Origin of the sequence: Rhodococcus sp. T9N (genome assembly GCF_024436645.1) — a bacterium.
GTDB classification, from domain to species: domain Bacteria; phylum Actinomycetota; class Actinomycetes; order Mycobacteriales; family Mycobacteriaceae; genus Rhodococcus_F; species Rhodococcus_F qingshengii.
Genome location: NZ_JAMSKS010000009.1, coordinates 55,204 through 75,607, shown reverse-complemented (window position 1 = coordinate 75,607; position 20,404 = coordinate 55,204). Strand labels below are relative to the sequence as shown.

21 protein-coding genes are annotated in these 20,404 nt (G+C 62.9%); 11 read left to right on the top strand and 10 right to left on the bottom strand.

Annotation, left to right across the window (positions count from 1 at the left end):
- Positions 1-4 precede the first annotated feature (4 nt).
- Together M1L53_RS16510 and M1L53_RS16505 are read left to right on the top strand one after the other, a co-directional pair.
- Positions 5-775 (top strand): glucose 1-dehydrogenase, encoded by a 771-nt coding sequence (locus M1L53_RS16510; RefSeq protein WP_030535097.1) that lies wholly within the window; start codon positions 5-7, stop codon positions 773-775.
- Between the two features lie 56 nt (positions 776-831).
- Positions 832-1,839, top strand: coding sequence for an NAD(P)-dependent alcohol dehydrogenase (locus M1L53_RS16505; RefSeq protein ID WP_042923467.1), 1,008 nt, complete (start codon positions 832-834; stop codon positions 1,837-1,839).
- Here the strand turns inward: M1L53_RS16505 and M1L53_RS16500 are convergent.
- Positions 1,826-2,716, bottom strand: coding sequence for an alpha/beta hydrolase (locus M1L53_RS16500; RefSeq protein ID WP_054188141.1), 891 nt, complete (start codon positions 2,714-2,716; stop codon positions 1,826-1,828). The two genes, M1L53_RS16505 and M1L53_RS16500, sit on opposite strands and share 14 nt — an antisense overlap.
- Before the next feature lie 33 nt (positions 2,717-2,749).
- Positions 2,750-3,589 (bottom strand): CPBP family intramembrane glutamic endopeptidase, encoded by an 840-nt coding sequence (locus M1L53_RS16495; RefSeq protein ID WP_003941033.1) that lies wholly within the window; start codon positions 3,587-3,589, stop codon positions 2,750-2,752.
- An 85-nt stretch (positions 3,590-3,674) separates the two neighbouring features.
- Between M1L53_RS16495 and M1L53_RS16490 the strand changes: the two genes are divergently transcribed.
- Complete coding sequence (locus M1L53_RS16490; protein ID WP_003940684.1) at positions 3,675-3,983, top strand: rhodanese-like domain-containing protein; 309 nt, start codon at positions 3,675-3,677, stop codon at positions 3,981-3,983.
- A 47-nt stretch (positions 3,984-4,030) separates the two neighbouring features.
- Here the strand turns inward: M1L53_RS16490 and M1L53_RS16485 are convergent, their stop codons facing one another.
- Positions 4,031-4,672 (bottom strand): dihydrofolate reductase family protein, encoded by a 642-nt coding sequence (locus M1L53_RS16485; protein WP_003940771.1) that lies wholly within the window; start codon positions 4,670-4,672, stop codon positions 4,031-4,033.
- A 74-nt stretch (positions 4,673-4,746) separates the two neighbouring features.
- The gene (locus tag M1L53_RS16480; protein WP_232319070.1) at positions 4,747-5,832 is read right to left on the bottom strand and encodes a TDT family transporter; all 1,086 of its coding nucleotides are present in this window, start codon (positions 5,830-5,832) and stop codon (positions 4,747-4,749) included.
- A gap of 91 nt (positions 5,833-5,923) precedes the next feature.
- On the opposite strand from M1L53_RS16480, the gene M1L53_RS16475 reads away from it, so the two are divergent.
- A complete protein-coding gene (locus M1L53_RS16475) occupies positions 5,924-6,835 on the top strand; it encodes a LysR family transcriptional regulator (RefSeq protein WP_030535095.1) in 912 nt (303 codons plus the stop codon).
- 12 nt (positions 6,836-6,847) lie between these two features.
- Here the strand turns inward: M1L53_RS16475 and M1L53_RS16470 are convergent, their stop codons facing one another.
- Positions 6,848-7,528, bottom strand: a complete 681-nt coding sequence (locus M1L53_RS16470) for a TetR/AcrR family transcriptional regulator (RefSeq protein ID WP_007727412.1) — start codon at positions 7,526-7,528, stop codon at positions 6,848-6,850.
- A gap of 74 nt (positions 7,529-7,602) precedes the next feature.
- Here M1L53_RS16470 and M1L53_RS16465 point away from each other — a divergent pair, with 74 nt between their 5' ends.
- From M1L53_RS16465 to M1L53_RS16455, 3 genes are all read left to right on the top strand, one after another.
- Complete coding sequence (locus M1L53_RS16465; RefSeq protein WP_042923478.1) at positions 7,603-8,739, top strand: NAD(P)/FAD-dependent oxidoreductase; 1,137 nt, start codon at positions 7,603-7,605, stop codon at positions 8,737-8,739.
- Positions 8,740-8,746: 7 nt separating this feature from the next.
- Complete coding sequence (locus M1L53_RS16460; RefSeq protein ID WP_054188142.1) at positions 8,747-9,580, top strand: DUF3626 domain-containing protein; 834 nt, start codon at positions 8,747-8,749, stop codon at positions 9,578-9,580.
- A 180-nt stretch (positions 9,581-9,760) separates the two neighbouring features.
- Positions 9,761-13,945, top strand: a complete 4,185-nt coding sequence (locus M1L53_RS16455; protein WP_054188178.1) for a bifunctional nitrate reductase/sulfite reductase flavoprotein subunit alpha — start codon at positions 9,761-9,763, stop codon at positions 13,943-13,945.
- Positions 13,946-13,951: 6 nt separating this feature from the next.
- Here the strand turns inward: M1L53_RS16455 and M1L53_RS16450 are convergent, their stop codons facing one another.
- On the bottom strand, positions 13,952-14,416 hold the full coding sequence (locus M1L53_RS16450; RefSeq protein ID WP_007727408.1) for a tRNA (cytidine(34)-2'-O)-methyltransferase: 465 nt from the start codon (positions 14,414-14,416) through the stop codon (positions 13,952-13,954).
- Between the two features lie 137 nt (positions 14,417-14,553).
- Between M1L53_RS16450 and M1L53_RS16445 the strand changes: the two genes are divergently transcribed.
- The gene (locus tag M1L53_RS16445; protein WP_007727407.1) at positions 14,554-15,234 is read left to right on the top strand and encodes an excalibur calcium-binding domain-containing protein; all 681 of its coding nucleotides are present in this window, start codon (positions 14,554-14,556) and stop codon (positions 15,232-15,234) included.
- A gap of 33 nt (positions 15,235-15,267) precedes the next feature.
- Positions 15,268-15,888: a pentapeptide repeat-containing protein gene (locus tag M1L53_RS16440; RefSeq protein ID WP_003940770.1), complete on the top strand. Its 621-nt coding sequence runs from the start codon at positions 15,268-15,270 to the stop codon at positions 15,886-15,888.
- Positions 15,889-15,894: 6 nt separating this feature from the next.
- Here M1L53_RS16440 and M1L53_RS16435 read toward each other — a convergent pair whose 3' ends face one another.
- Both M1L53_RS16435 and M1L53_RS16430 read right to left on the bottom strand, forming a co-directional pair.
- Positions 15,895-16,170 carry a DUF1905 domain-containing protein gene (locus M1L53_RS16435; protein WP_007727403.1) on the bottom strand — a complete coding sequence of 92 codons (276 nt, stop codon included), beginning with the start codon at positions 16,168-16,170 and terminating at the stop codon, positions 15,895-15,897.
- A gap of 32 nt (positions 16,171-16,202) precedes the next feature.
- Complete coding sequence (locus M1L53_RS16430) at positions 16,203-16,715, bottom strand: GNAT family N-acetyltransferase (RefSeq protein ID WP_063836256.1); 513 nt, start codon at positions 16,713-16,715, stop codon at positions 16,203-16,205.
- A gap of 31 nt (positions 16,716-16,746) precedes the next feature.
- Between M1L53_RS16430 and M1L53_RS16425 the strand changes: the two genes are divergently transcribed.
- Both M1L53_RS16425 and M1L53_RS16420 read left to right on the top strand, forming a co-directional pair.
- Positions 16,747-17,604, top strand: a complete 858-nt coding sequence (locus M1L53_RS16425) for a bifunctional methylenetetrahydrofolate dehydrogenase/methenyltetrahydrofolate cyclohydrolase (RefSeq protein ID WP_007727401.1) — start codon at positions 16,747-16,749, stop codon at positions 17,602-17,604.
- 5 nt (positions 17,605-17,609) lie between these two features.
- The gene (locus tag M1L53_RS16420) at positions 17,610-17,894 is read left to right on the top strand and encodes a DUF3017 domain-containing protein (protein ID WP_003940740.1); all 285 of its coding nucleotides are present in this window, start codon (positions 17,610-17,612) and stop codon (positions 17,892-17,894) included.
- Between the two features lie 5 nt (positions 17,895-17,899).
- Here M1L53_RS16420 and M1L53_RS16415 read toward each other — a convergent pair whose 3' ends face one another.
- Entirely contained in the window at positions 17,900-18,475 is a 576-nt protein-coding gene (locus tag M1L53_RS16415) for a hypothetical protein (protein WP_007727398.1), read from the bottom strand.
- The gene (locus M1L53_RS16410) at positions 18,475-20,304 is read right to left on the bottom strand and encodes a DEAD/DEAH box helicase (protein ID WP_232319071.1); all 1,830 of its coding nucleotides are present in this window, start codon (positions 20,302-20,304) and stop codon (positions 18,475-18,477) included. The genes M1L53_RS16415 and M1L53_RS16410 overlap by 1 nt, the downstream gene beginning before the upstream one ends.
- Positions 20,305-20,404 lie beyond the last annotated feature (100 nt).

Here is a 20,404-nt window from a genome sequence, read left to right as displayed (position 1 = left end):
TGACATGTCCGATCTTCTCGCGAACAAAGTTGCAATTGTCACCGGCGCAGGTGCCGGAATCGGCGCCGCCATTGCCCGGGCGTTCGGGGCGGAGGGCGCGAGGGTCGTGGTCTCCGACATCAACGGTGGCGGAGCACAGGCAGTGGCGGACTCGATCGACGGAGCTATCGCTGTCACAACTGATGTCACCGACGAACAGCAGGTCAAGGATCTCGTCGCCAGAGCGGTCGAAGAGTTCGGCGGACTGAACGTCGTAGTACCCAACGCCGGTATCGCCACCACGACCCCGCTGATCGAGACCTCGTTCGAGGACTGGCGGAAAGTGATGTCGGTCAACCTCGATGGAGTGTTCTTGACAGTGCGTCATTCGCTGCCCGCTCTCGTCGCATCCGGTGGCGGTTCGATCGTGAACATCTCGTCGATCTCGTCGACCACCGGCTCGCCTTTGATCGGCAGCTATGCCGCAGCCAAAGCAGCAGTTCGCAATCTCACCGAAACCCTGTCAGCCGAACTTCGCTTCCACGGAATCCGCGCGAATGCATTGCTGCCCGGATTCATCGATACCGACCTGGTCAAGAGTCACCAGCAGGATTTCGAGAATGCCCTCGGCCTCGAGTCCGGGGGATTCGACGACTTGATGGTCACGAAGCAGACGCGCTATGGCCGGACCGAGGAAGTTGCCGCCGCCGCAGTGTTCTTTGCGAGCGACCAGTCGTCGTGGTGCAACGGCAGCAGCCTGGTTCTCGACGGAGGGTTCACCGCTTCTCTCCTCTGAGCAGCAGAACCCTTTTCGAACGTCACCCGATCACCATTCGTGCGAGGATCCACACCATGACCAACCGCGCCGTGTACGTACTCCCGCCTGGAGGATTGAACAACCTCGAATCGAGGACGATCGAGACTCCGGGCCCGGGTGCGGGTGAGGTGACGATCGCGATCCACGCTAATTCGCTCAACCACCATGACTACCTCGTGGCGACCGGAGAGATAGCGACCGACGGTCCGCGGATCCTGTTGTCCGATGCTGCCGGGGAGGTCGTTGCGGTCGGAGACGGCGTAACGCAGTTCAGCGTCGGAGATCGCGTGATGAGCACCTATTTGCCGCATTGGCGGAGCGGCACACCGGATTTCGACGGATTCGGAAATTCGCCGGGTGACGGTGTCGACGGGTTCGCCCGCGACACCGTCACCGTGCCGGTATCTGCTGTGACAGTGATGCCGCGAAACTACACCTACGAGGAAGCCGCTACCTTGCCCACCGCAGGTTTGTCAGCGTGGCGCGCACTATTTGCCGGAGTCCCGATCATCCCAGGGTCGTCGGTGTTGATCCCTGGGACCAGCACGGTAGCGTTGTTTGCCGTCCAGCTGGCCAAAGCTGTTGGAGCCCAGGTGATCGCAACCTCGTCGGCACCCGACAAGATGGCTCGATTGGCCGAACTCGGTGCCGATCACGTGGTCAACTACCGCGAGCGCCCGGACTGGGGATCGGAGGCGATGCGGCTCAGCGGCGGAATCGACCTCGTCCTCGACGTCGGCGGGCCGTCCACCCTCGGCCAATCTCTGGCGGCAGTCCGACCAGGCGGGCGAATCTGCGCGCTTGGCATCATGAACGGCCCCTCGTCGTCGATCGACCTGACTTCGCTACTGACCAAACAGGTCACCATCGAAGGTGTTCTGGTGGGCAGTCGTGCACATCAGGAGGAGATGGTCGCCGGGCTGGAGAGCCTGGCGCTTCGTCCCGTCATAGATTCTTCCTACAGCCTCGACCGCCTCGCTGACGCTTTCGAGCAGCAGAAATCCGGGCAGGCCTACGGCAAGATCGTCATCACAAACCCTTGATCGCTTGCCGGTCCCAACGGGGATCGGTGAGGATTTCCGCCGAGTCGCCGACAAATGCACGTGCGGCAGTCTGGTCGCCGCTCAGGGTGAATCTCAGCCACGCGGTGAGGTAGCCCCGGAATCCTTCGCCATCTGCGGCCCAATTGTGGCCGACGCCAAGCAGTCTGCCGCGGACCGCCGGTCCGGCGGTTTTGTCGAAGTACTCAGCTTGCGGATCGGCGGTGGAGACCGGGTCGTCGGCGCCGGTCATGAAGAACGTCGGTCCGGTCAACTGGGCCACGTCGATCACGTCGACAGGTCGCGAGGCCCACCACGGGTCCGGCAAATCGAGCACCGCTGTGGCGGTGATCAGATTCGCCGACTGAGTTGCAGCGTTGATCGCGCCGCCTGCCCCCTGGGAGTGGCCGACCGAGGCAATGTTTTCGGTGTCTATCCTCTGGTGAAAAATGCTGTCAGCGTTGGTGTTCTGATCGACGACGTACTGGGCGGCACCCAGAATCTCGGTACCGTCGCCGGTCACGCTGCTGTCGGCCACCACCACGACAAAACCCCAAGAAGCGAGATGTTGCAGGAGCGCTTCGTACTCCTCGTAAGTCGCGTAGCTGCCGTTGCCGAAGGTGATGACGGGATGCCGATTGCCATCAGACGACAAGTCGGCTGGGTAGAACAGTTGGTACCCGGGAACTGAATCGGCAGCCACTTCATGCACACCCTTGGCTGCATACAGATCGCTGATCGATTCCGACGCGATGGATTCGGTGGTCGCGACTTCGGGAGTTGTCGGAACCCCCGCGGTGGCATGAGTGACGGCACCGGAGAGTGCCAGCACACACGATGCAGTCACGACGGCGAACGAGTACTTGGTTCGAGAAGGCATGGGCACAAGTATGTCTTGTACGGTCGCGGTCGGTCAGGCCGAGACGGGTGTGTGCCGTTCTTCGCCGATTCGATCTCGGATGAGGAAGACGGCGATCACCCCGAAGACGACCAAGAGGACCGTCAGTAGAGAGGTGATGGCGGCGGCGCCGCTCACTTCCGTGGTCACCGAAGTGTCCAGCCCGCCGGTCGAGAGAATTGTGGTGGGGTCGGTGAGGCCGTGTAACACGATTGCGGCCCAGATCGTGCCCGTCACACGCATTGTCAGGTACATGCACATACCGAAACCGAAGGTGTAGACCACGGTGACAAGGACGGTCGACGGCTTCATCCCGGCGATCAGGTTGACCGTGTGCATGAGTGCAAACACCAGTGAAGACACGACGGCGACAAAGCGCTCGCGGTGGCCGGCGTCGCGCAGCATCTTCACTGCCAGGCCACGGGTGGCCAATTCCTCGGTCAGGCCGACGCACGCACCGAGCACCAGCAGGGCGATTACCTCGCCGGTGGTCCAGGCGCTCCAATCGGTTCCCGCCAGATGCGCAACAATGGCGGCGACCACGATGATCGGACCGATCCACATCCAACCGCGCCCACGAATGGGTTGTGGGCCGAAGACGCCGCGCAGCCAGCCGACCTTTGTCGTGAAAACCAGCAGGGCGATCCCGCCGATCGCGATGGGCAATGCGACGCCGAGGAGGATGCTGGAGGCGCTTGCCACGACATTGTCCGTGTCGATCTGGTCTGCAAAAACCCTGGAGGTAACCTGCCCGACAGCAAGATAGAACGCCAGGTAGACGACGATCAGCAGGAGCACTTTCCACACGGTGGGGCGACTCCAAAAACCGGACTTTTCGGGAACCGTATTGGTCATTGTCAGATCGTAAAGGGAGCTGCACGAAAACGCGCGGGTACCGTCTATTCGGACAGCAGCGAACACGAAGGCAGGCGCAGAAGAAATGTTGGAAGTCGATTTGAATGCACTGGACACGGCTTTGGCAGCGGGTGAGCCGTTGATCGACGTCCGTGAGGCCGACGAGTTCGCTCAGGTCCGAGTTCCCGGTGCGACGCTCATTCCGCTCAGCGAATTCGTCTCTCGCGTGGGTGAAATTCCGGACGCGGAAACGGTGTACATCATCTGCGCCGTCGGTGGTCGGAGCTTGCAAGCCGCTGAGTATCTGCAGGCTCGCGGCATCAATGCCGTTTCGGTGGCCGGTGGAACGATGGCGTGGTACCAGTCGGGGCGCCAGGTCGAGACCGGCGAATAGCGCGTAACTGTTGGGGCAGCTCCCGTTTACGGAGCTGCCCCAACACGTCACTTCCGCCAGAACAGGTGGTGCGTCACGCCGCTCGGGCTCGGCACAACGTCGAGGTTGAAGCGGTCGAGTAACTCGTCAGGTGTCTCCCACAGTCGTAGACCGGATCCGAATTCGATCGGGGAGACAGCGATGTGCATCGTGTCGACCAGATCGGCGTCGAGGAATTCACGGATAGTGCTGACTCCGCCGCCGAGTCGAACGTCCTTGCCCTGCGCTGCCTCACGTGCCTGCGCGAGGGCCGTCGCGGGGTCGGCGTCGACGAAGTGGAATGTCGTGTCCGATAGCGTGAACGACGGCCGCACGTGGTGGGTCAAGACAAAAACCGGGGTGTGGAACGGTGGCTCGTCGCCCCACCAGCCCTGCCACTCGAGATTCTCCCAAGGGCCGCGGTACGGTGAGAATTTGTTGCGGCCCATGATTTCGGCGCCGATGTTATTGGAGAAGTCCCGCGTGAAATAGTCGTCGAGGCCTCGGCTGCCGCCGGGATCGGTGCGATTGGGCCAGCTGGCCGTAGCTCCTGCCCACGCAAACATTTCACCGTGGTCCAGGCCGAACGGGCTCTCGAAGCTCTGGTCCGGACCGCAGGCTATTCCGTCACTCGAAACGCCGAAATTCTGCACTCGCAATAACTGACTCACCGTGTACTCCTGCTCTCGACAATGGTCTACGTGAGTACAGACCGTACGGCGAGCCAAAACTCATCGGTGCGAATTCATGCAGCCGCCGGTAGAACTCCACTGCGGATCGACCGGACGGTCCTGACCGCGACGGTTGCCCAGATGGGGATCAGTACGGTCAGCAGGGCAAGTGCGATTCCCAGGATCAGGGTGGAATCGGTGGCGACTCCGAAGGCATTCGCTCCGACGGCACATGCTCCGATGGGGAAGGTGAAGCTCCACCAGCCGAGCGAGAAGTCCAAGCCGCGGCGCAGTGCGTGGATGGTGACGACGGTGACGGTGACAAACGCGATCACGCCGATGATTCCGACGACGGTTCCGTAGGCGATCCCGAATTCGTGCAGGGTGTCGGCATGCTCGGGGCTGAGTGCATGCCGTGAGGCGGCGGCCAACAGGTTGGATGCCGCGATCGACTGTCCGATCACGCCCAACGGAATCCACAGTGAGGGAATGGCATTGAACGGGATCACGTCGACGCCGGCCGAACGGTTGCGTGCGAACTGCCTGGCGACGGCTACCAGAATGCCGATGGCGGCGGTCAGCGCCAGAGCGAACAGGATGTAGCAGAAAACCAGTACCGCGATGCGTGGAGCGCCTTCGGGCATGTGGGTGCTGACCGCTGCGCCGGTGGTGGACGAGACCATCGGAGGTACGACGGGCATGAGCCAGAACGGCATTGCCGTCGCCATCCCGGCATCTCGAACGAGTCGAATCATCATCACGACGTAGGTGACCAGGCCGAGTGCCGTGCCGAGTGTCCACAGTGTCAGCGACACGGTGATCGCCACGTCGTGGCCGAGGAAGTCCGGGCCGGTGATGCCGGTTGCGGATCCCACGGTCAGCAGTGCCATTGCGACGGCGCCGTAGAAGGGGAACATCGCGGGGCTGTGCAGGTAGGCGAGGGCCTGACATCGATGTTGTGACCAATGGGTGGCAAATGCTCCGATCAAGGCGCACAGTACGAGAACCGCCAGAACCCAGAAGATCTCGGAGACCAGTTTCAAGCCCTCGATCTCCGGTTCGAGCGAAGCGGCGGCCACCGACACGATTCCCGTTCCCATCGCTGCCGCGAACCAGTTCGGAGTGATGTGGGCGAAGGTGGAACTCGTTGTGGTGGTCATGTATTTCACTGTCGTCTCATCCGGTCCGTACCGGTAGACCGGTTGTTCTTGAATGCCCACAAACTCGCCTTGTGGGTCTAATCTTGGGACTATGTCGTTGTCTCCTCGGGTGCCGGAACTCAGTGCCCTCGACGTCCTCCTTTCCGTAGGGCGTCTGGGCAGCATGGGTGCTGCCGGCCGGGAGCACGGACTCAGTCAGCAGGCGGTCAGCGCCCGGGTGCGTTCGGTCGAACGCCAACTCGGAATCAAGGTGTTCGATCGAGCGGCGACCGGTGTTCGTCCCACCGCCGAGGGCGGTCTGATTCTCGAGTGGGCAAGTCACATCCTCGTCAGTGCCGAGGAAATGGCATCGGGAGTTGCCGCACTTCGCGGTGAACGTGATGCTGCCGTCACGGTTGCCGCCAGCATGACCATCGCCGAGTATCTGGTTCCCGGATGGACGGTCGCGATGCGGCACAAGTTCCCCAACGTCGTGGCGTCGGTGAGCTTGCACAATTCCTCGGACGTCTCTGCTCAAGTTCAGGCCGGCCAGGCCGATATCGGATTTGTCGAAGGGCCGGATGTGCCGTCGGCGCTTGCGTCGTGCGAAGTAGCGCGTGATCACCTCGTCGTGGTTGTGCCGCCGGGACACGACTGGGCGAATGGTGTGCCCGTTCCGGTCGAGGAACTCGCACGCACACCGCTGATTCAGCGCGAGTCAGGGTCCGGTACGCGCCTGACGCTCGAGAATGCTGTTCCCGATTGTGTGCCGCCGCTGCTCGAGCTCACCTCGTGTACCGCTGTCAAGGCTGCGGTGGTGGCAGGCAACGCCCCGGCTGTTCTGTCGTCGCTGGCAGTTGCCGCCGACCTGACGGACGGCCGACTGGTCGCGGTCAACGTCGACGGCTTGCGGATGCCGCGTCGACTCCAAGCCGTCTGGGATCCCGATCGCGGATTGCGCGGTGCGGCAAGAGATTTCCTCGACATAGCGCTCGGATCCAACACCGCTGTTCATTCACGCTGACGGCTACGGCCGCTATCGGACGGTGTCGATCCCCGCGAGGATGAGCTCGATGCCTGCCAGAAACTGTTCTCGGTCGTCGTGGTCGCGCAACTGCGCCGTCACCTGATTGAGGAACGGGTACTTCGCAGAGTCGAGTTCTTCCCATCGCGTGGCGACGCCCGCGAGGAAAGCGGACCGATCTGTCTCACGGGGGAGCAGACGGGCGCCCGCGGCGTACTGTCCGGCGAGACCGAGCACGTAGTTCAGGAGCGCGGACGCGCAGTCGAACTGTGCCGATTCGGGAACGCCGAGCGCCTGGAGTTGCTCGCCGAGACTTTCGAAGATCTGCATCACCGCTGATTGCCATGGCTCGCGAGAGAGTTGGGTGCCGACCCACGGGTGCGCGTCGATCGCGTCGAACACGCCGAGGGTGATGGTCCGGATCGCCTCCCGTGGGGCTGCGCCTTCGGTTGCACCGGTTGTCACGCGGGCGATGACGTCGTCGGTCGCCGCGGCGAGCAGTTCGCTCTTGTTGGCAACGTGCCAGTAAATCGCCCCGCTACCTGTTGCCAGGCGTGCGGAGAGTGCGCGAAATGTCAGCGCGGCTTCGCCCTCGTCGTCGAGGATCTCGATCGCAGCCTCGACGATTCGCTCCTTCGAGAGCGCATCCGTACGTCGTTCGGTCCGCTGATTCCTGGTCGCCATGCGAACCATCTTGACATATCTGGAACGCCGTTCCAAGATGTCATTGGAACGACGTTCCAATTGAAGCCTGAAAGGAAACAAACATGAGCAACTCGATAACGATCATCGGGGCGGGCCTCGGCGGTCTGACCCTCGCACGTGTCCTTCACGTTCATGGAATTCGGTCGAAGATCTACGAGGCGGAACTGTCGGCAGAAGCTCGCACGCAGGGCGGTCAACTCGACATCCACGAACACAACGGTCAGGCCGCGCTCGACGCCGCCGGCCTTACCGACGAGTTCCGCGCGATCATCCACGCGGGCGGCGCCGCGTCGCGCGTACTCGATCAACACGCCGCCGTGCTCCTCGACGAACCCGACGACGGCACGGGAACACGTCCCGAGGTGCTGCGCGGCGACCTCCGTCGAATCCTGATTGATTCCCTTCCGGACTACACGATCGAATGGGGACGCAAAGTCGACACTGTGCGCTCGCTCGGAGATGATCGCCACGAGTTGACCTTCGTCGACGGTTCGACAGTGACCACCGACCTTCTCGTCGGTGCAGACGGTGCCTGGTCGAAGATCCGGCCGCTGCTCTCCGATGCGAAGCCGGAATACGTCGGCACCACGTTCGTCGAGACCTACCTCTACGACGTCGACGAGAAGCATTCGGCTGCAGCCGAAGCCGTCGGGGACGGGGCGATGTACGCGCCCGCACCAGGAAAAGCGATCGCCGCGCATCGAGAGGCGGGAGACATCGTGCACACCTACGTTCAGCTGAACCGTCCGGCGGAGTGGTTTGCCGGTATCGATTTCACCGACGCCGCCGCTGCGACAGCGCGGGTCGCGGCCGAGTTCGACTGTTGGGCACCGGAACTCACGGCGCTGATCACCGATGGCGAAACCGCTCCGATTCCGCGCGCGATCCATGCACTTCCCGACGAGCACCGATGGGATCGAGGGCCTGGGGTGACGCTCCTCGGTGACGCGGCGCACCTGATGGCCCCGTCCGGTGAGGGTGCGAACTTGGCCATGTTCGACGGCGCCGAACTGGGAAAGGCGATCGCCGCGCACCCCGACGACATCGAAGGGGCACTCGCCGAGTACGAAGAAGCGATGTTCGTGCGCAGCGCATCCGAGGCCGCGGACTCGCACGTGATCCTTGATCTCTGCCTCGGTGAAGGCGCACCGTATTCACTGGTCGATTTCTTCACCGGCGCTGCTTCCATATCCGGATAATGGGCGAATGCCTGTTGATTCCACTCCTTGGTCTGCCGCGATTGCGCACGTGAGCGGTCTCTCGAAGGGCGGCCCGTTGGATCGAAATCACCGGGTGACGTTGCACTTTCATCCGGACCTCCCGTCTGAACGTGGTCTGACACTGGCCTCGATCGCACGTCAAGGCACCTTTGTGACCCAGTTCGAGTCTCGAACGAGCAACGGCGGACTGACGGCGCATCACGGCGGCGATCGTTGGCGTTGGGAGAGTCGGATATTCGGCGGAGCTTACGACGAGCGAGAGCCCTCGGAACGGCCGAAGTACGGATCGTTGAACTTCTCCGCCGATCCCTACGGGGCATCCCCTCGGTTCGGCTCGTCCTACTTCCGGCTTGCCGAGCACACGCTCGACCGCACCACTTTCTGCTTTCCCGACAGCGTCTTCGAGCCTGATCATTTCGGAACGGCCGAAGCGATGAGCTTGGTCGGCGCCGCACGGGCTGCCGAGCTCGACGATCCGCTCGACCACTACATCGAGGCGCACGTTCACGGCGTCGTCGACATCGGGACGGACGTCGAGGCGCTCGTTCTGGATCCGAGTTACCGGGGCACACGGATCGAAGAGATCGCCCACTCGCTCACGTGCCCGGTGCTGTGGCACGAGGGATACGCGGTCGATGTCGACGAGATAGCCGAACATCCCGAATACCGGGGAGCGGCCGTGATCGACCTTGCCCGAGAAATTGCGCACGGCAGGCGGCTGACGCCTGCCGTCCTGGGGCTCGCACGGGGTGCATCCTTCGATCCGCAGGACGTCAAGAAGGTTTGGCACTACATCGCTCGATTCGGCGGCAGAGCGTAGAACTGGGCATTCGCGTACAGCTGCACGTCGACGACCGCTGGTCCCAGGACCGCACATCGGTCCGAAGGTCGCGGTGAGGAAAGAGTGATTGATACGCAACATCGGGCATGAACTCCCGAAACAACTGCATCCGAAGATAGAAGTCGACCTTGATCCTCGGTCGAAGGGATGCATGAATCGATGGGCGCTCAACTCACCACCACCAGTGTCGACACACTCTGCGCATACTGCGGGGTGGGCTGTGGTCTTGTCCTCGACATCATCACCGATCCCGAGACGGGGCGTCGGAAGGCTGCGAAGTCTTCCGGTCTGAAGACACATCCCACCAACTTCGGGCGTCTGTGCACCAAAGGCACCACGACCGCAGACATGCTCGCCGGCCCGGGGCGCATGGAATCTGCATATCGCCGTCCGCGCCGAGGTGATGCGATCGAAGCGGCGGACATGGCCGCAGTCATCACTGACACCGCCCAGCGCCTGCGGGCAATAGTCGACGAGCACGGTCCCGACGCGTTTGCGTTGTACGTGTCCGGGCAGATGTCACTCGAAGCTCAGTACCTGTCGAACAAACTGGCCAAGGGCTTCATCGGGACCAATCAGATCGAATCGAATTCCCGTTTGTGCATGGCGAGTGCCGGCACCGGCTACAAGCAGTCACTCGGGGCCGACGGACCGCCCGGTTCCTATCAGGACTTCGAACACGCCGACGTGTTCTTCGTGACCGGCGCGAACATGGCGGACTGCCATCCGATCCTCTTTCTGCGGATGCAGGAGCGGATCAAGGCAGGCGCGAAGTTGATCGTCGTCGATCCTCGACGCACCGCCACCGCCGACAAGGCGAACTTGTTCCTGCAGATCGCTCCCGGCACCGATCTCGCGCTACTCAACGGACTACTCCACCTGCTCGTCGTGAACGGCCACACAGATCCGGACTTCATCGCCGACTTCACCGAAGGCTGGGAGGTGATGCCCAGTTTCCTCGCGGAGTACACCCCGGAGAAGGTCAGTGAGATCACCGGTATCCCCGAGGCCGACATCCGCACTGCAGCGCAGTGGATCGGTGAGGCCGCCAACTGGATGAGCTGTTGGACAATGGGGCTGAACCAGAGCACCCACGGCACGTGGAACACCAACGCCATCTGCAACCTTCACCTTGCGACCGGTGCGATCTGCAAGCCCGGCAGCGGTCCGTTCTCGTTGACCGGTCAGCCGAACGCCATGGGTGGGCGCGAAATGGGCTACATGGGGCCAGGTTTGCCAGGTCAGCGCGCCGTGATGGTCGACGCCGATCGCGACTTCGTCGAGGAGCGATGGGGGATCCCGCAGGGCTCGCTGCGCACCGACATCGGCGGTGGCACCATCGACATGTTCTCCCGAATGGCGGCGGGCGACATCAAAGCGTGCTGGATCATCTGCACCAATCCCGTTGCAACGGTAGCCAACCGCAAGACCGTCATCGACGGCTTGGAGAAGGCCGACCTCGTCATCACCCAGGATGCTTTCCTGGGCACCGAGACCAACGAATACGCCGATGTTCTGCTGCCTGCTTCGCTGTGGACAGAGTCCGACGGAGTGATGATCAATTCCGAACGCAACCTGACGCTCTTTCAGCAGGCACTGGATCCGGTCGGGCAGGCGCTGCCTGATTGGCAGATCATCGCCCGGATCGCCTGCGAGATGGGGTACGCCGAAGCGTTCACCTACACCTGTGCCGAAGAGGTGTTCGAAGAGATCAAGCAGTTCTGGAATCCGAAGACCGGCTACGACTTACGCGGCGTCACCTACGAGCGCCTCCGCAAGACATCGATCCAGTGGCCATGCCCGCCAGACAGTGATCAGGACCGTCATCCCATCCGATACGTCAATGACGGTGTCAGTCAAAGGCTCCTGATCCGCGAGGACGGCAGCACTCCGCGGCTCGCATTTCCCACCGCCACTGGCCGTGCGATGTTCTTCGCACGGCCGCACATGCTTCCCGCCGAAATGCCCGACGACGACTACCCCTTCCTGCTCAACACCGGTCGTCTCGCGCACCAGTGGCACACCATGACCAAGACCGGCAAGGTGGCCAAGTTGAACAAGCTCAACCCAGGTCCCTTCGTCGAGATCCATCCCGACGACGCCGCCAGGCTCGGCATCGTCGACCAGGATGCGATCGAGGTTGCCTCACGTCGCGGTCGCGCTGTGCTTCCGGCTGTTGTCACCGACCGAGTGCGTCCGGGGAACTGCTTTGCCCCATTTCACTGGAACGACGCCTTCGGTGAATATCTGTCCATCAACGCCGTCACCAACGACGCCATCGACCCTGCCTCGCAGCAACCGGAGTTCAAAGCCTGCGCTGTCACTATGACGAAGGTCGCCGTGAACACACCTGAAACAGTGCTCGCCGAGGCGGCGCTGGTGGCTCCCGCGCCAGCTGATCGGGCTTTGTCGCGAACCGATGTCCTCGCGGGCGTCCTCGGTCAAACAGGAACACCTGCAGTGGTATTCGATGCGCTCCAACAGAGCTACCTGGCCGGCCTTCTCGCTGCGTTGCGTGCGGACGCCGATCGCACTGCCGGGGTACCTACCTTGCCGTCGACGGCACCCTTCGATGCCGAAAAGCGGATGTGGGTCGACGGTGTTCTGGCCGGCCTGTACTCGCGGATCTCACTTCCTGACACCGACGGGCTTGCGTTGTCATCGAGTCCGAGTATTGGATCCGAGCGCGCGCCGATCGTGGTGCTCTGGGCATCGCAGACCGGAAACGCGGAAGAATTCGCTGCTGAGTGCGCCACTCGTCTCGGGGGAATCGGCTTACCCGTGGTGATGCACGCGATGGACGAGTTCCCCGCCGCCGACCTGGCAGCTACCAGAGAGGTCCTGCTGATCACCAGTACCTCCGGTGACGGCGAATCCCCGGACAACGGCAGCGGTTTCTGGGATGCGTTGTCTGCTGACACGGCGCCCCGCATGTCCGAGACACGTTATGCAGTCATCGCTTTCGGCGACTCGAACTATGCCGACTTCTGTGGACACGGACGAAAGCTCGACGCCCGCCTTGCCGAACTGGGAGCCAGTCGTATCGTCGATCGCGCCGACTGCGAGCCCGATTTCGAGGACACCGCTGCTGGATGGCTGGAGGCGGTCACGGCTGAGCTTCGGAGCTCGGTGGCCGGCGAGACGACCGACGTCCTCGTTGCAAAGAAGAATTCTGGGACAACCGTTGCAGCCGCGCCGATTTCACCGGCGATGTCGCCGCCGCTGCGATACAACAAGAAGGCGCCACTGACCACAGCCTTGACGCGCAATGTCGTGCTCAACCGTCCGGGTTCTTCCAAAGACGTGCGGCAGTTGGGCTTTCACCTTCCAGGTGACACGGTCAGTTACGAAGCCGGCGACGCTCTCGGAGTCTGGCCCCGAAACAGCTCTCCGTTCGTCGACGAGTGGCTCACCCTTACTGGCCTCGACGGTGACGAGACCGTCGAACTGGGGCAGTACGGGGAAATGACGCTGCGTACCGCGCTCACCGAGCGCCTGGAGATCACTCGAATCTCGACCGACATGATTCGATTCGTGCATCAACGAACCCGCGATTCGGACCTGGCCGAGTTGTTGAAGCCGGAGAATGTCTCCACGTTCAAAGACTGGTCGTGGGGACGACAGTCCGTCGACATTCTCGCGCAGTCGCCCGTTCGTGCCTCGACCGACGAATGGCTCTCGCTGCTCAAACCGATTCAGCCGCGGCTGTATTCGATATCTTCCAGTCCGAAGGAGAACCCACGCGAAGTGCAGTTGACGGTGTCCGCGGTGCGATACAACGTTGCGGGTGTCCCACGGCGTGGAGTGTGCTCGACTTACCTCGCCGACCACGCTCACGATGACGACATCGGTATCTACGTGCAGAAGTCGACCCACTTCCGGCCACCTTCCGATCCCGAGACCCCGATGATCATGGTCGGTCCGGGGACTGGCATTGCACCGTTCCGTGCCTTCCTGCATGAGCGGCGGGCATTGGGGCACACGGGCCCGAACTGGCTGTTCTTCGGAGAACAGCACGCCGCGACCGACTTCTACTACCGCGAAGAAATCGAAGAATTGCGGAAAGACGGATTCCTCACCGAACTCGACCTCGCGTTTTCCCGGGATCAAGCCGACAAGGTCTACGTGCAGGACCGGATGCGTGAGCGGGGTGCGCTGCTGTGGGAGTGGTTGCAGAAGGGAGCGCACTTCTACGTCTGCGGCGATGCCAACCGGATGGCCAAGGACGTCGACAGTGCCCTCAACGGGGTGGTCGCTCAACACGGAAAACTGGCTCCTCGCAGTGCCGAGGCATACGTGAAGGCTCTTTCGGCGGAGAAGCGCTATGTCCGGGACGTCTACTGACGTCGATCAGACAGCGCCCTTGAACCCGTGCTGACGCCAGGCCTCGTACGTCACGAGGGCGGCAGCGTTGGACAGGTTGAGGGACCGGCGTCCGGGCAGCATCGGGATACGCAGGCGCTCGGTGACGTGTTCGTCCGCCAATACTTCTTCGGACAGTCCGGTGGGTTCGGGCCCGAACAGCAGGACGTCGCCGGGTTGGTAGGCGATATCGGCATACGACGTGGTCGCGTGCGCGGTGAAGGCGAACACGCGAGCGGGGGTGACGGCTTCCCAGGCAGCGGTCAGGTTTTCGTGGACCGTGACAGTCGCCAGGTCGTGGTAGTCCAAGCCTGCGCGCTTGAGCTTCGGCTCCGACAAGTCGAACCCGAGAGGGCCGACCAGGTGGAGTTCGCAACCGGTGCCTGCGACCATGCGGATCGCGTTTCCGGTGTTGGGTGGGATGCGGGGCTCGTGGAACATCACTCGGAACACTCGAGGAACTGTACCGGGCGACGTATCGGTGCCCACGTCCGTGAGAAGACCCGGTCGGGAAGTGTGGGCGAATTGGTAACAAACCGGCCAGTCCGTGCGAATCTATTTCCGGCACTCTTCGCAGAACGGACATTTTGATGAACCCTCCCGCCGGTTGGAACCCCGACCCCTTCGACCCCACGATCGACCGTTACTGGGACGGCCAGCAGTGGACCGCGCAGACACGGCCCAAGGGCGTCGACGCACCCACTCAGGCTTTCGGCACTCCCACGCAGGTCTTCGGCGCACCCGGATCGGCGGTGCCGGACACTAGCGCCGAGGAAGGCAAGACGCGGCGTAAGTGGCCGTGGATCGCCGGCGCGGCAGTCGTGGGGCTGGTTGCCATCGCCGCGGCGACGGGAGCGGGCAAGTCGGAAGAATCGACGACGCCTGCTGCGACCTCTTCGACGACAGCTGCAGCGACGACAACCAAGAGCACGGTCCCGTCGACGACGAAGACCACGACTTCGTCCCTCTTGCCGACGACGACAACGATCGTGCCGCCACCGACGACAACCACCGTGGCAATAGTGCCGCTGGTTCCGCAGGTCCCGGAGACCACGACTACGCCGTATGTTCCGCCCGCTCCGGCGTACACACCGCCGAAGACAACGGAACCGGCGTACGTTCCGCCGCCGGCCAAGGTGCCTGACGCGGGGGTGTATTACGCCAACTGTGCAGCCGTGCGAGCGGCCGGTGCTGCCCCGATCTACCGCGGCGATCCCGGCTATTCGTCCAAGCTTGATCGTGACGGTGACGGCGTGGCCTGCGAGACCTAGGCGATCGAACCGGTGTCGGTGCGGCGGGGCAGTATGGACGGCATGCTCCCCGAAGAATCCGACGATGTCGTCGGCGAAGATTATTCAGACGCGCGGCTGGCCGGGCAGAAGTGGCGTCAGCGCACTTTCACCAATTGCAATTTCCGAGATGCCGATCTCACGGGACTCACGACGGAGTCGGTGGTGTTCACGGACTGTGATTTCACCGGCACCGATCTGGGGGAGTCCGTGCACACGGGAACTGCGTTTCGCTCGTGCAATTTTGCTCGGACCAGCCTGTGGCACAGCACGTTCCGAAACTGCAGTCTGCTCGGGTCGACGTTCGACGGTTGCCGCATCCGGCCGTTGACGCTCGACGAAGTCGACTTCTCGTTGACCTCACTCGGTGGGGCGGACCTGAGGAAGATCGACTTCACCTCATGCCGATTCCGTGAAGCGAACCTGGTTCGGGCCGACATGCGGGGCGCGGTGCTGGCGTCGGCGGATCTGTCCGGTGCTCGTACGGGTGGACTCAAACTCGAAGGTGCAGATCTGCGCGGTGCGCGGATCGATCCGAGCCTGTGGACGTCCGCGTCCGTCGGAAACGCGCAGATCGAGTTGATGCAGGCGGTGGCGTACGCGTCGGCGCACGGTCTTGTCGTCGACATGAAGTAGCAGCGCCTAGCTCTCCAAGCGCTCCTCGAGGCGCACCGTCACCAGCTCGCCGGTCTCCTTGCCGATGGCTTTGCGAAGATCGGCTTTGACCGGCAGCTTGTGGTTACCGTCTCCCAACGCCATGAACGAACTCTGGAACGGATGTCCGTCGATCGTCCCGCGTACCTTGACCAGGCCGCGGGTGCCGAAGAACTCGGCGGACTCCGGCCAGATCACATAAGTCCACCCGCCCTTGGCGTCGCTCTTCTGCAGGGTGGCCGTGAATTCCTTGTCCAGCAACATGATGTCGGTCCTTTCGAACTCGTCCCAGTCGATCAGCGGATGAATTCCCGTGCGAGCAGATCCATCAGCAGTCCGTCCTTCCACACACCATGGCGATCTCGCGAATACTCGCGCATCACCCCGACGTCTTTGAACCCCACCGATCGGTAGCACGCGATGGCGACGGAGTTGTCGACTTCCGGGTCGATGACCAGACGGTGGAATGCGAGGTCGTCGATCAGGTGGGCACACAGCACGCGAATCGATTCGCGACCGAACCCTCGGCCGTGGAAGTCGGGATCGAGGAACAAGTCGAGCCCGGCGTGGCGGAAGTCGGGGTTGTCCTCCGCCTCATACCACTGGATGAAGCCGATCAGGTGGTCGCCGTGGAAGATGCTGTAGCGCGTGGTGCCAGCCTCCGGCGCTGCAGGCCAGTCGTCGTCGGGATTTTGCCACCAGTGCACGACGTCCGGGTGCAGGTGAATTGCCCGCAGACGGGCGTGATGATCGGGCGCGACGGGGGAGAGGAGCACCCTCGGGCCGCGTAGTTCCGGAGCCGTTGTCACTCATCGACCCTAACCTGGAACAATGGTCGCCGTGACTGCAACGATCCTCGACGGCAAAGCTACCCGCGACGAAATCTTCGAAGACCTGAAGGTGCGGGTGAGCGCTCTGAAGGCAGAGGGCATCACACCCGGCTTGGGCACCATCCTGGTGGGCGACGACCCCGGATCCGCGGCTTACGTGCGCGGCAAGCACAACGACTGCGCCAAGGTCGGTATCAATTCTTTGCGACGCGACCTGCCTGCCGACATCACGCAGGAGCAGCTCAATGCGACGATCGACGAGCTCAATGCCAATCCCGAGTGCACCGGCTACATCGTGCAGTTGCCGCTTCCCAAGCACCTTGACGAGAACGCAGCCCTCGAGCGCATCGACCCCGACAAGGACGCCGACGGCTTGCACCCGGTCAACCTCGGTCGACTGGTGTTGGGCAAGGAAGCCCCGCTGCCGTGCACCCCGCGTGGAATCCTGCATCTCCTGCGCCGCTACGAGGTCCCTATTGCAGGCGCACACGTGGTGGTAGTCGGACGAGGCGTCACAGTCGGTCGCCCGATCGGATTGCTGCTGACGCGTCGTAGCGAGAACGCGACGGTCACGCTCTGCCACACCGGTACCCGCGATCTCGCGGCCGAGGTTCGCCGCGCCGACATCATCGTCGCTGCCGCCGGCGTTCCCGGCCTCATCACCGCAGACATGGTCAAGCCCGGGGCAGCGGTCCTCGACGTCGGCGTCAGTCGCACCGACGACGGCCTGCGCGGCGACGTCGCAGCCGACGTCAACGAGGTCGCCGGCTTCGTCTCACCCAACCCCGGTGGTGTCGGACCGCTGACCCGCGCGTTCCTGATCACCAACGTGGTCGAGCGCGCCGAGCGGGTTCTGGCCGGAGTCTGAGTCCGATGTCCTCACTGGTCGGCCTCGCGAAGAAGAATCTGCCCATGCTCGCGGTCCTCGCCGTGATCGCGGCGGCCGTGGTTCTCGTGCTGGCCGACCGGTGGCGCCGCGGCGCCCTCGTCTTCGGTGTTGCCGTCATCATCGGAGCTGCCGCTCGGTGGTTCGTTCCCGAGAACCGTGTGGGGTTGCTCGCGGTGCGTGGAAGGGTCTTCGACACTGCGGCGATGGGCGTTATGGGTGTGCTGATCGCGACGCTCGCCCTGACCATCGATCCGCTCGGTACCGACTGAGAAGGTCAGTCCCCGTAGAACGAGCGAATGTCGATATCACTCAAAGGGATCCACTCCGGCGAATGTGTGGATGTCGACTTCTTTCCAGCCTTGACCGGTGCACTCCGTAACGTCACCGCAAGTGCAGGTTCCTCGTCGATTCGCCCGGCGAGGGCGTAGATCGCGGCGAGATGGTGAACGCACGGCGAGCGTCGACCTGAGCAGTCGCAGCTGGAAGTGCACTCCGAAAGATCAACGGCTACTGCGATATTTCGAGCCTGCAGTTCGGTGACGACGCTGTCCGGCAGTTCGCCGGTGGAGACGGATCTGTTCGCCTTTCCAGCCGAACGGAGAAGGCTCTTCACTGCAGCGATCTCGGATTTGGTCCAGAGCGGGACACCAATCGTCACTGACGAAGTTTTTGCCTTGGTGCTCACCTCGGCGACGACGGTCCCCGACGAGACGACGGTGAACTCCACGGAACCGTTGCGTGCCAGGGTGCGAGCCGTCGGCAGGGACGGGTTCGGACCGGATGCCGCTGTCCGCTCCACCGTGCGCAGCCACGCTCGACCCCAAGCGGTGACGCCGAATTCGTTGGCCATCAGATGATCACCGCGCCGTCGAGTTCGAGAAGTTCACGCAGTTCGGCGTCGGGGAGATCGGCCAGCGCGGCCTCGACGTTCCCGGAGACAGCATCGGCCACAGCTCGTTTGGACTCGTGTATCGCTGCTATGTGATCCTCCACGGTACCGCCCGTCACCAAGGTGTGGACGTTGACGGTGCGTTTCTGGCCGATGCGGTGTGCCCGGTCGGTTGCTTGATCCTCGACGGCTGGGTTCCACCACCGGTCGTAGTGCACGACATGACTTGCGCGCGTGAGGTTGAGGCCGAAGCCGGCGGCGCGCAAGCTCAGAATCAGAACCGGTGGTGAATCCGTCTCGTTCTGGAACGCGTCGACCATCGCGTCTCGTTTGTCGGTGTTCAGGCCGCCGTGGAGGAAAGGCACGGCACCGATACCCAGTTCGGCTCCCAGGTGTCGCGAGAGCATCTCGCCCATCGTCCGGTACTGCGTGAATATCAGCGCGCGATCGCCGTCGTCGACGATCTCGGCGATCATTTCCGTTGCGCGGTCGAGCTTTCCGAATCTTCCGTAGAGGTCGTCCGTATCGCCGGTGACCTGCGCCGGGTGATTGCATACCTGCTTGAGAGTGGTCAGAAGCGCAAGGATGTTGCCACGCCGGGCAATTCCCGTGCCCAATCCGGAGTCGAACGCATCGGCAACTGCCGACCGGTAGATGCGCGCCTGTTCCGACGTCAGAGTGCACGAGACCGTGGAGAACTGCTTGGGCGGAAGATCCTTGGCCACTGTGTCTTTGGTTCTGCGCAGAATGAAGGGATCGATGACCGCGGCAAGCCTGGTCGCCGCGGTGGCCGATCGACCGGATTCGATCGGTACGGCAAAGCGTTGACGAAACCGTGCGCGAGTTCCGAGGACGTCGGGATTTGCGACGCGAAAGAGTGACCACAATTCTTCGAGGCGGTTCTCCACCGGCGTGCCGGTCATCGCTACCTTGACGTCCGCCGACAACTGCATTGCTGCTTTCGCGGCGAGGGAAGCGGGGTTCTTGATCTGTTGCGCCTCGTCGAAGACCACTGAACTCCAATGGACCGGGGCAAATTGGGCTGCGTCGGAACGCAAGACGCTGTAGCTGGTCAGAACCGTAGTGCCGGCGGGGATACGAGTGGGAAGTGCACGGGCGGCCCCGTGATGAACGTGCAGTGGCAGATGCGGAGCGAATCGCTCGATCTCGCGGCGCCAGTTTCCTATCACCGAGGTGGGACACACAACCAGATGCGGACCGTCGCCGGCGCGGATCGCGATCATCGAAATCGCTTGCAGTGTCTTACCCAAACCCATCTCGTCGGCCAAGATCCCACCACCCGAACCCGACAGAGCCGTCAGCCAGGCAACTCCCTGCATTTGATACGGGCGCAGAGTCGCCTGAATCTTTGCTCGGCGAAGGCTGTCCACGGCTGTACGCGCATCCGTGAACAACCGCACCGTGGACTCGGCGCTTCGGATCTTCGTGTCGTCGTGCTCGATCGCGGCATGCGCTGCGGTCGGAATGTCATGTGCGCCGGTGTCGATGACGCGCTTCCACGCGAGCAGCGACGATCCGAGGTCGCCGCGACCAGCATCGAGGTTGTGGAACGCGTCGATCGCGGTGGTGAGGTCGAGCAGTTGCGCTCCGACGTCGGTTGCTGTGATCGACTCGTCGACCGGGATCGCAAGCCTGCACACGCCCGGCGACCCGGTCGGCATCCCCAGTGCCGACAGCCGCGTTGCCGGGTCTGCGTCACCCCAGAACGCGAAGGACATGTGCTCGGGAATGTACGTAGCCTGCAGGCGCGTCGAGCATGGCTGATTCACGTTCGCCGATGCTAGCCGCGCCGGCTCACGTTCGCCAATGAGAATGTCGGGAAAACCCGCAGATCAGCTGTGGTTTTCCCGACATTGACGAATCCTGAAA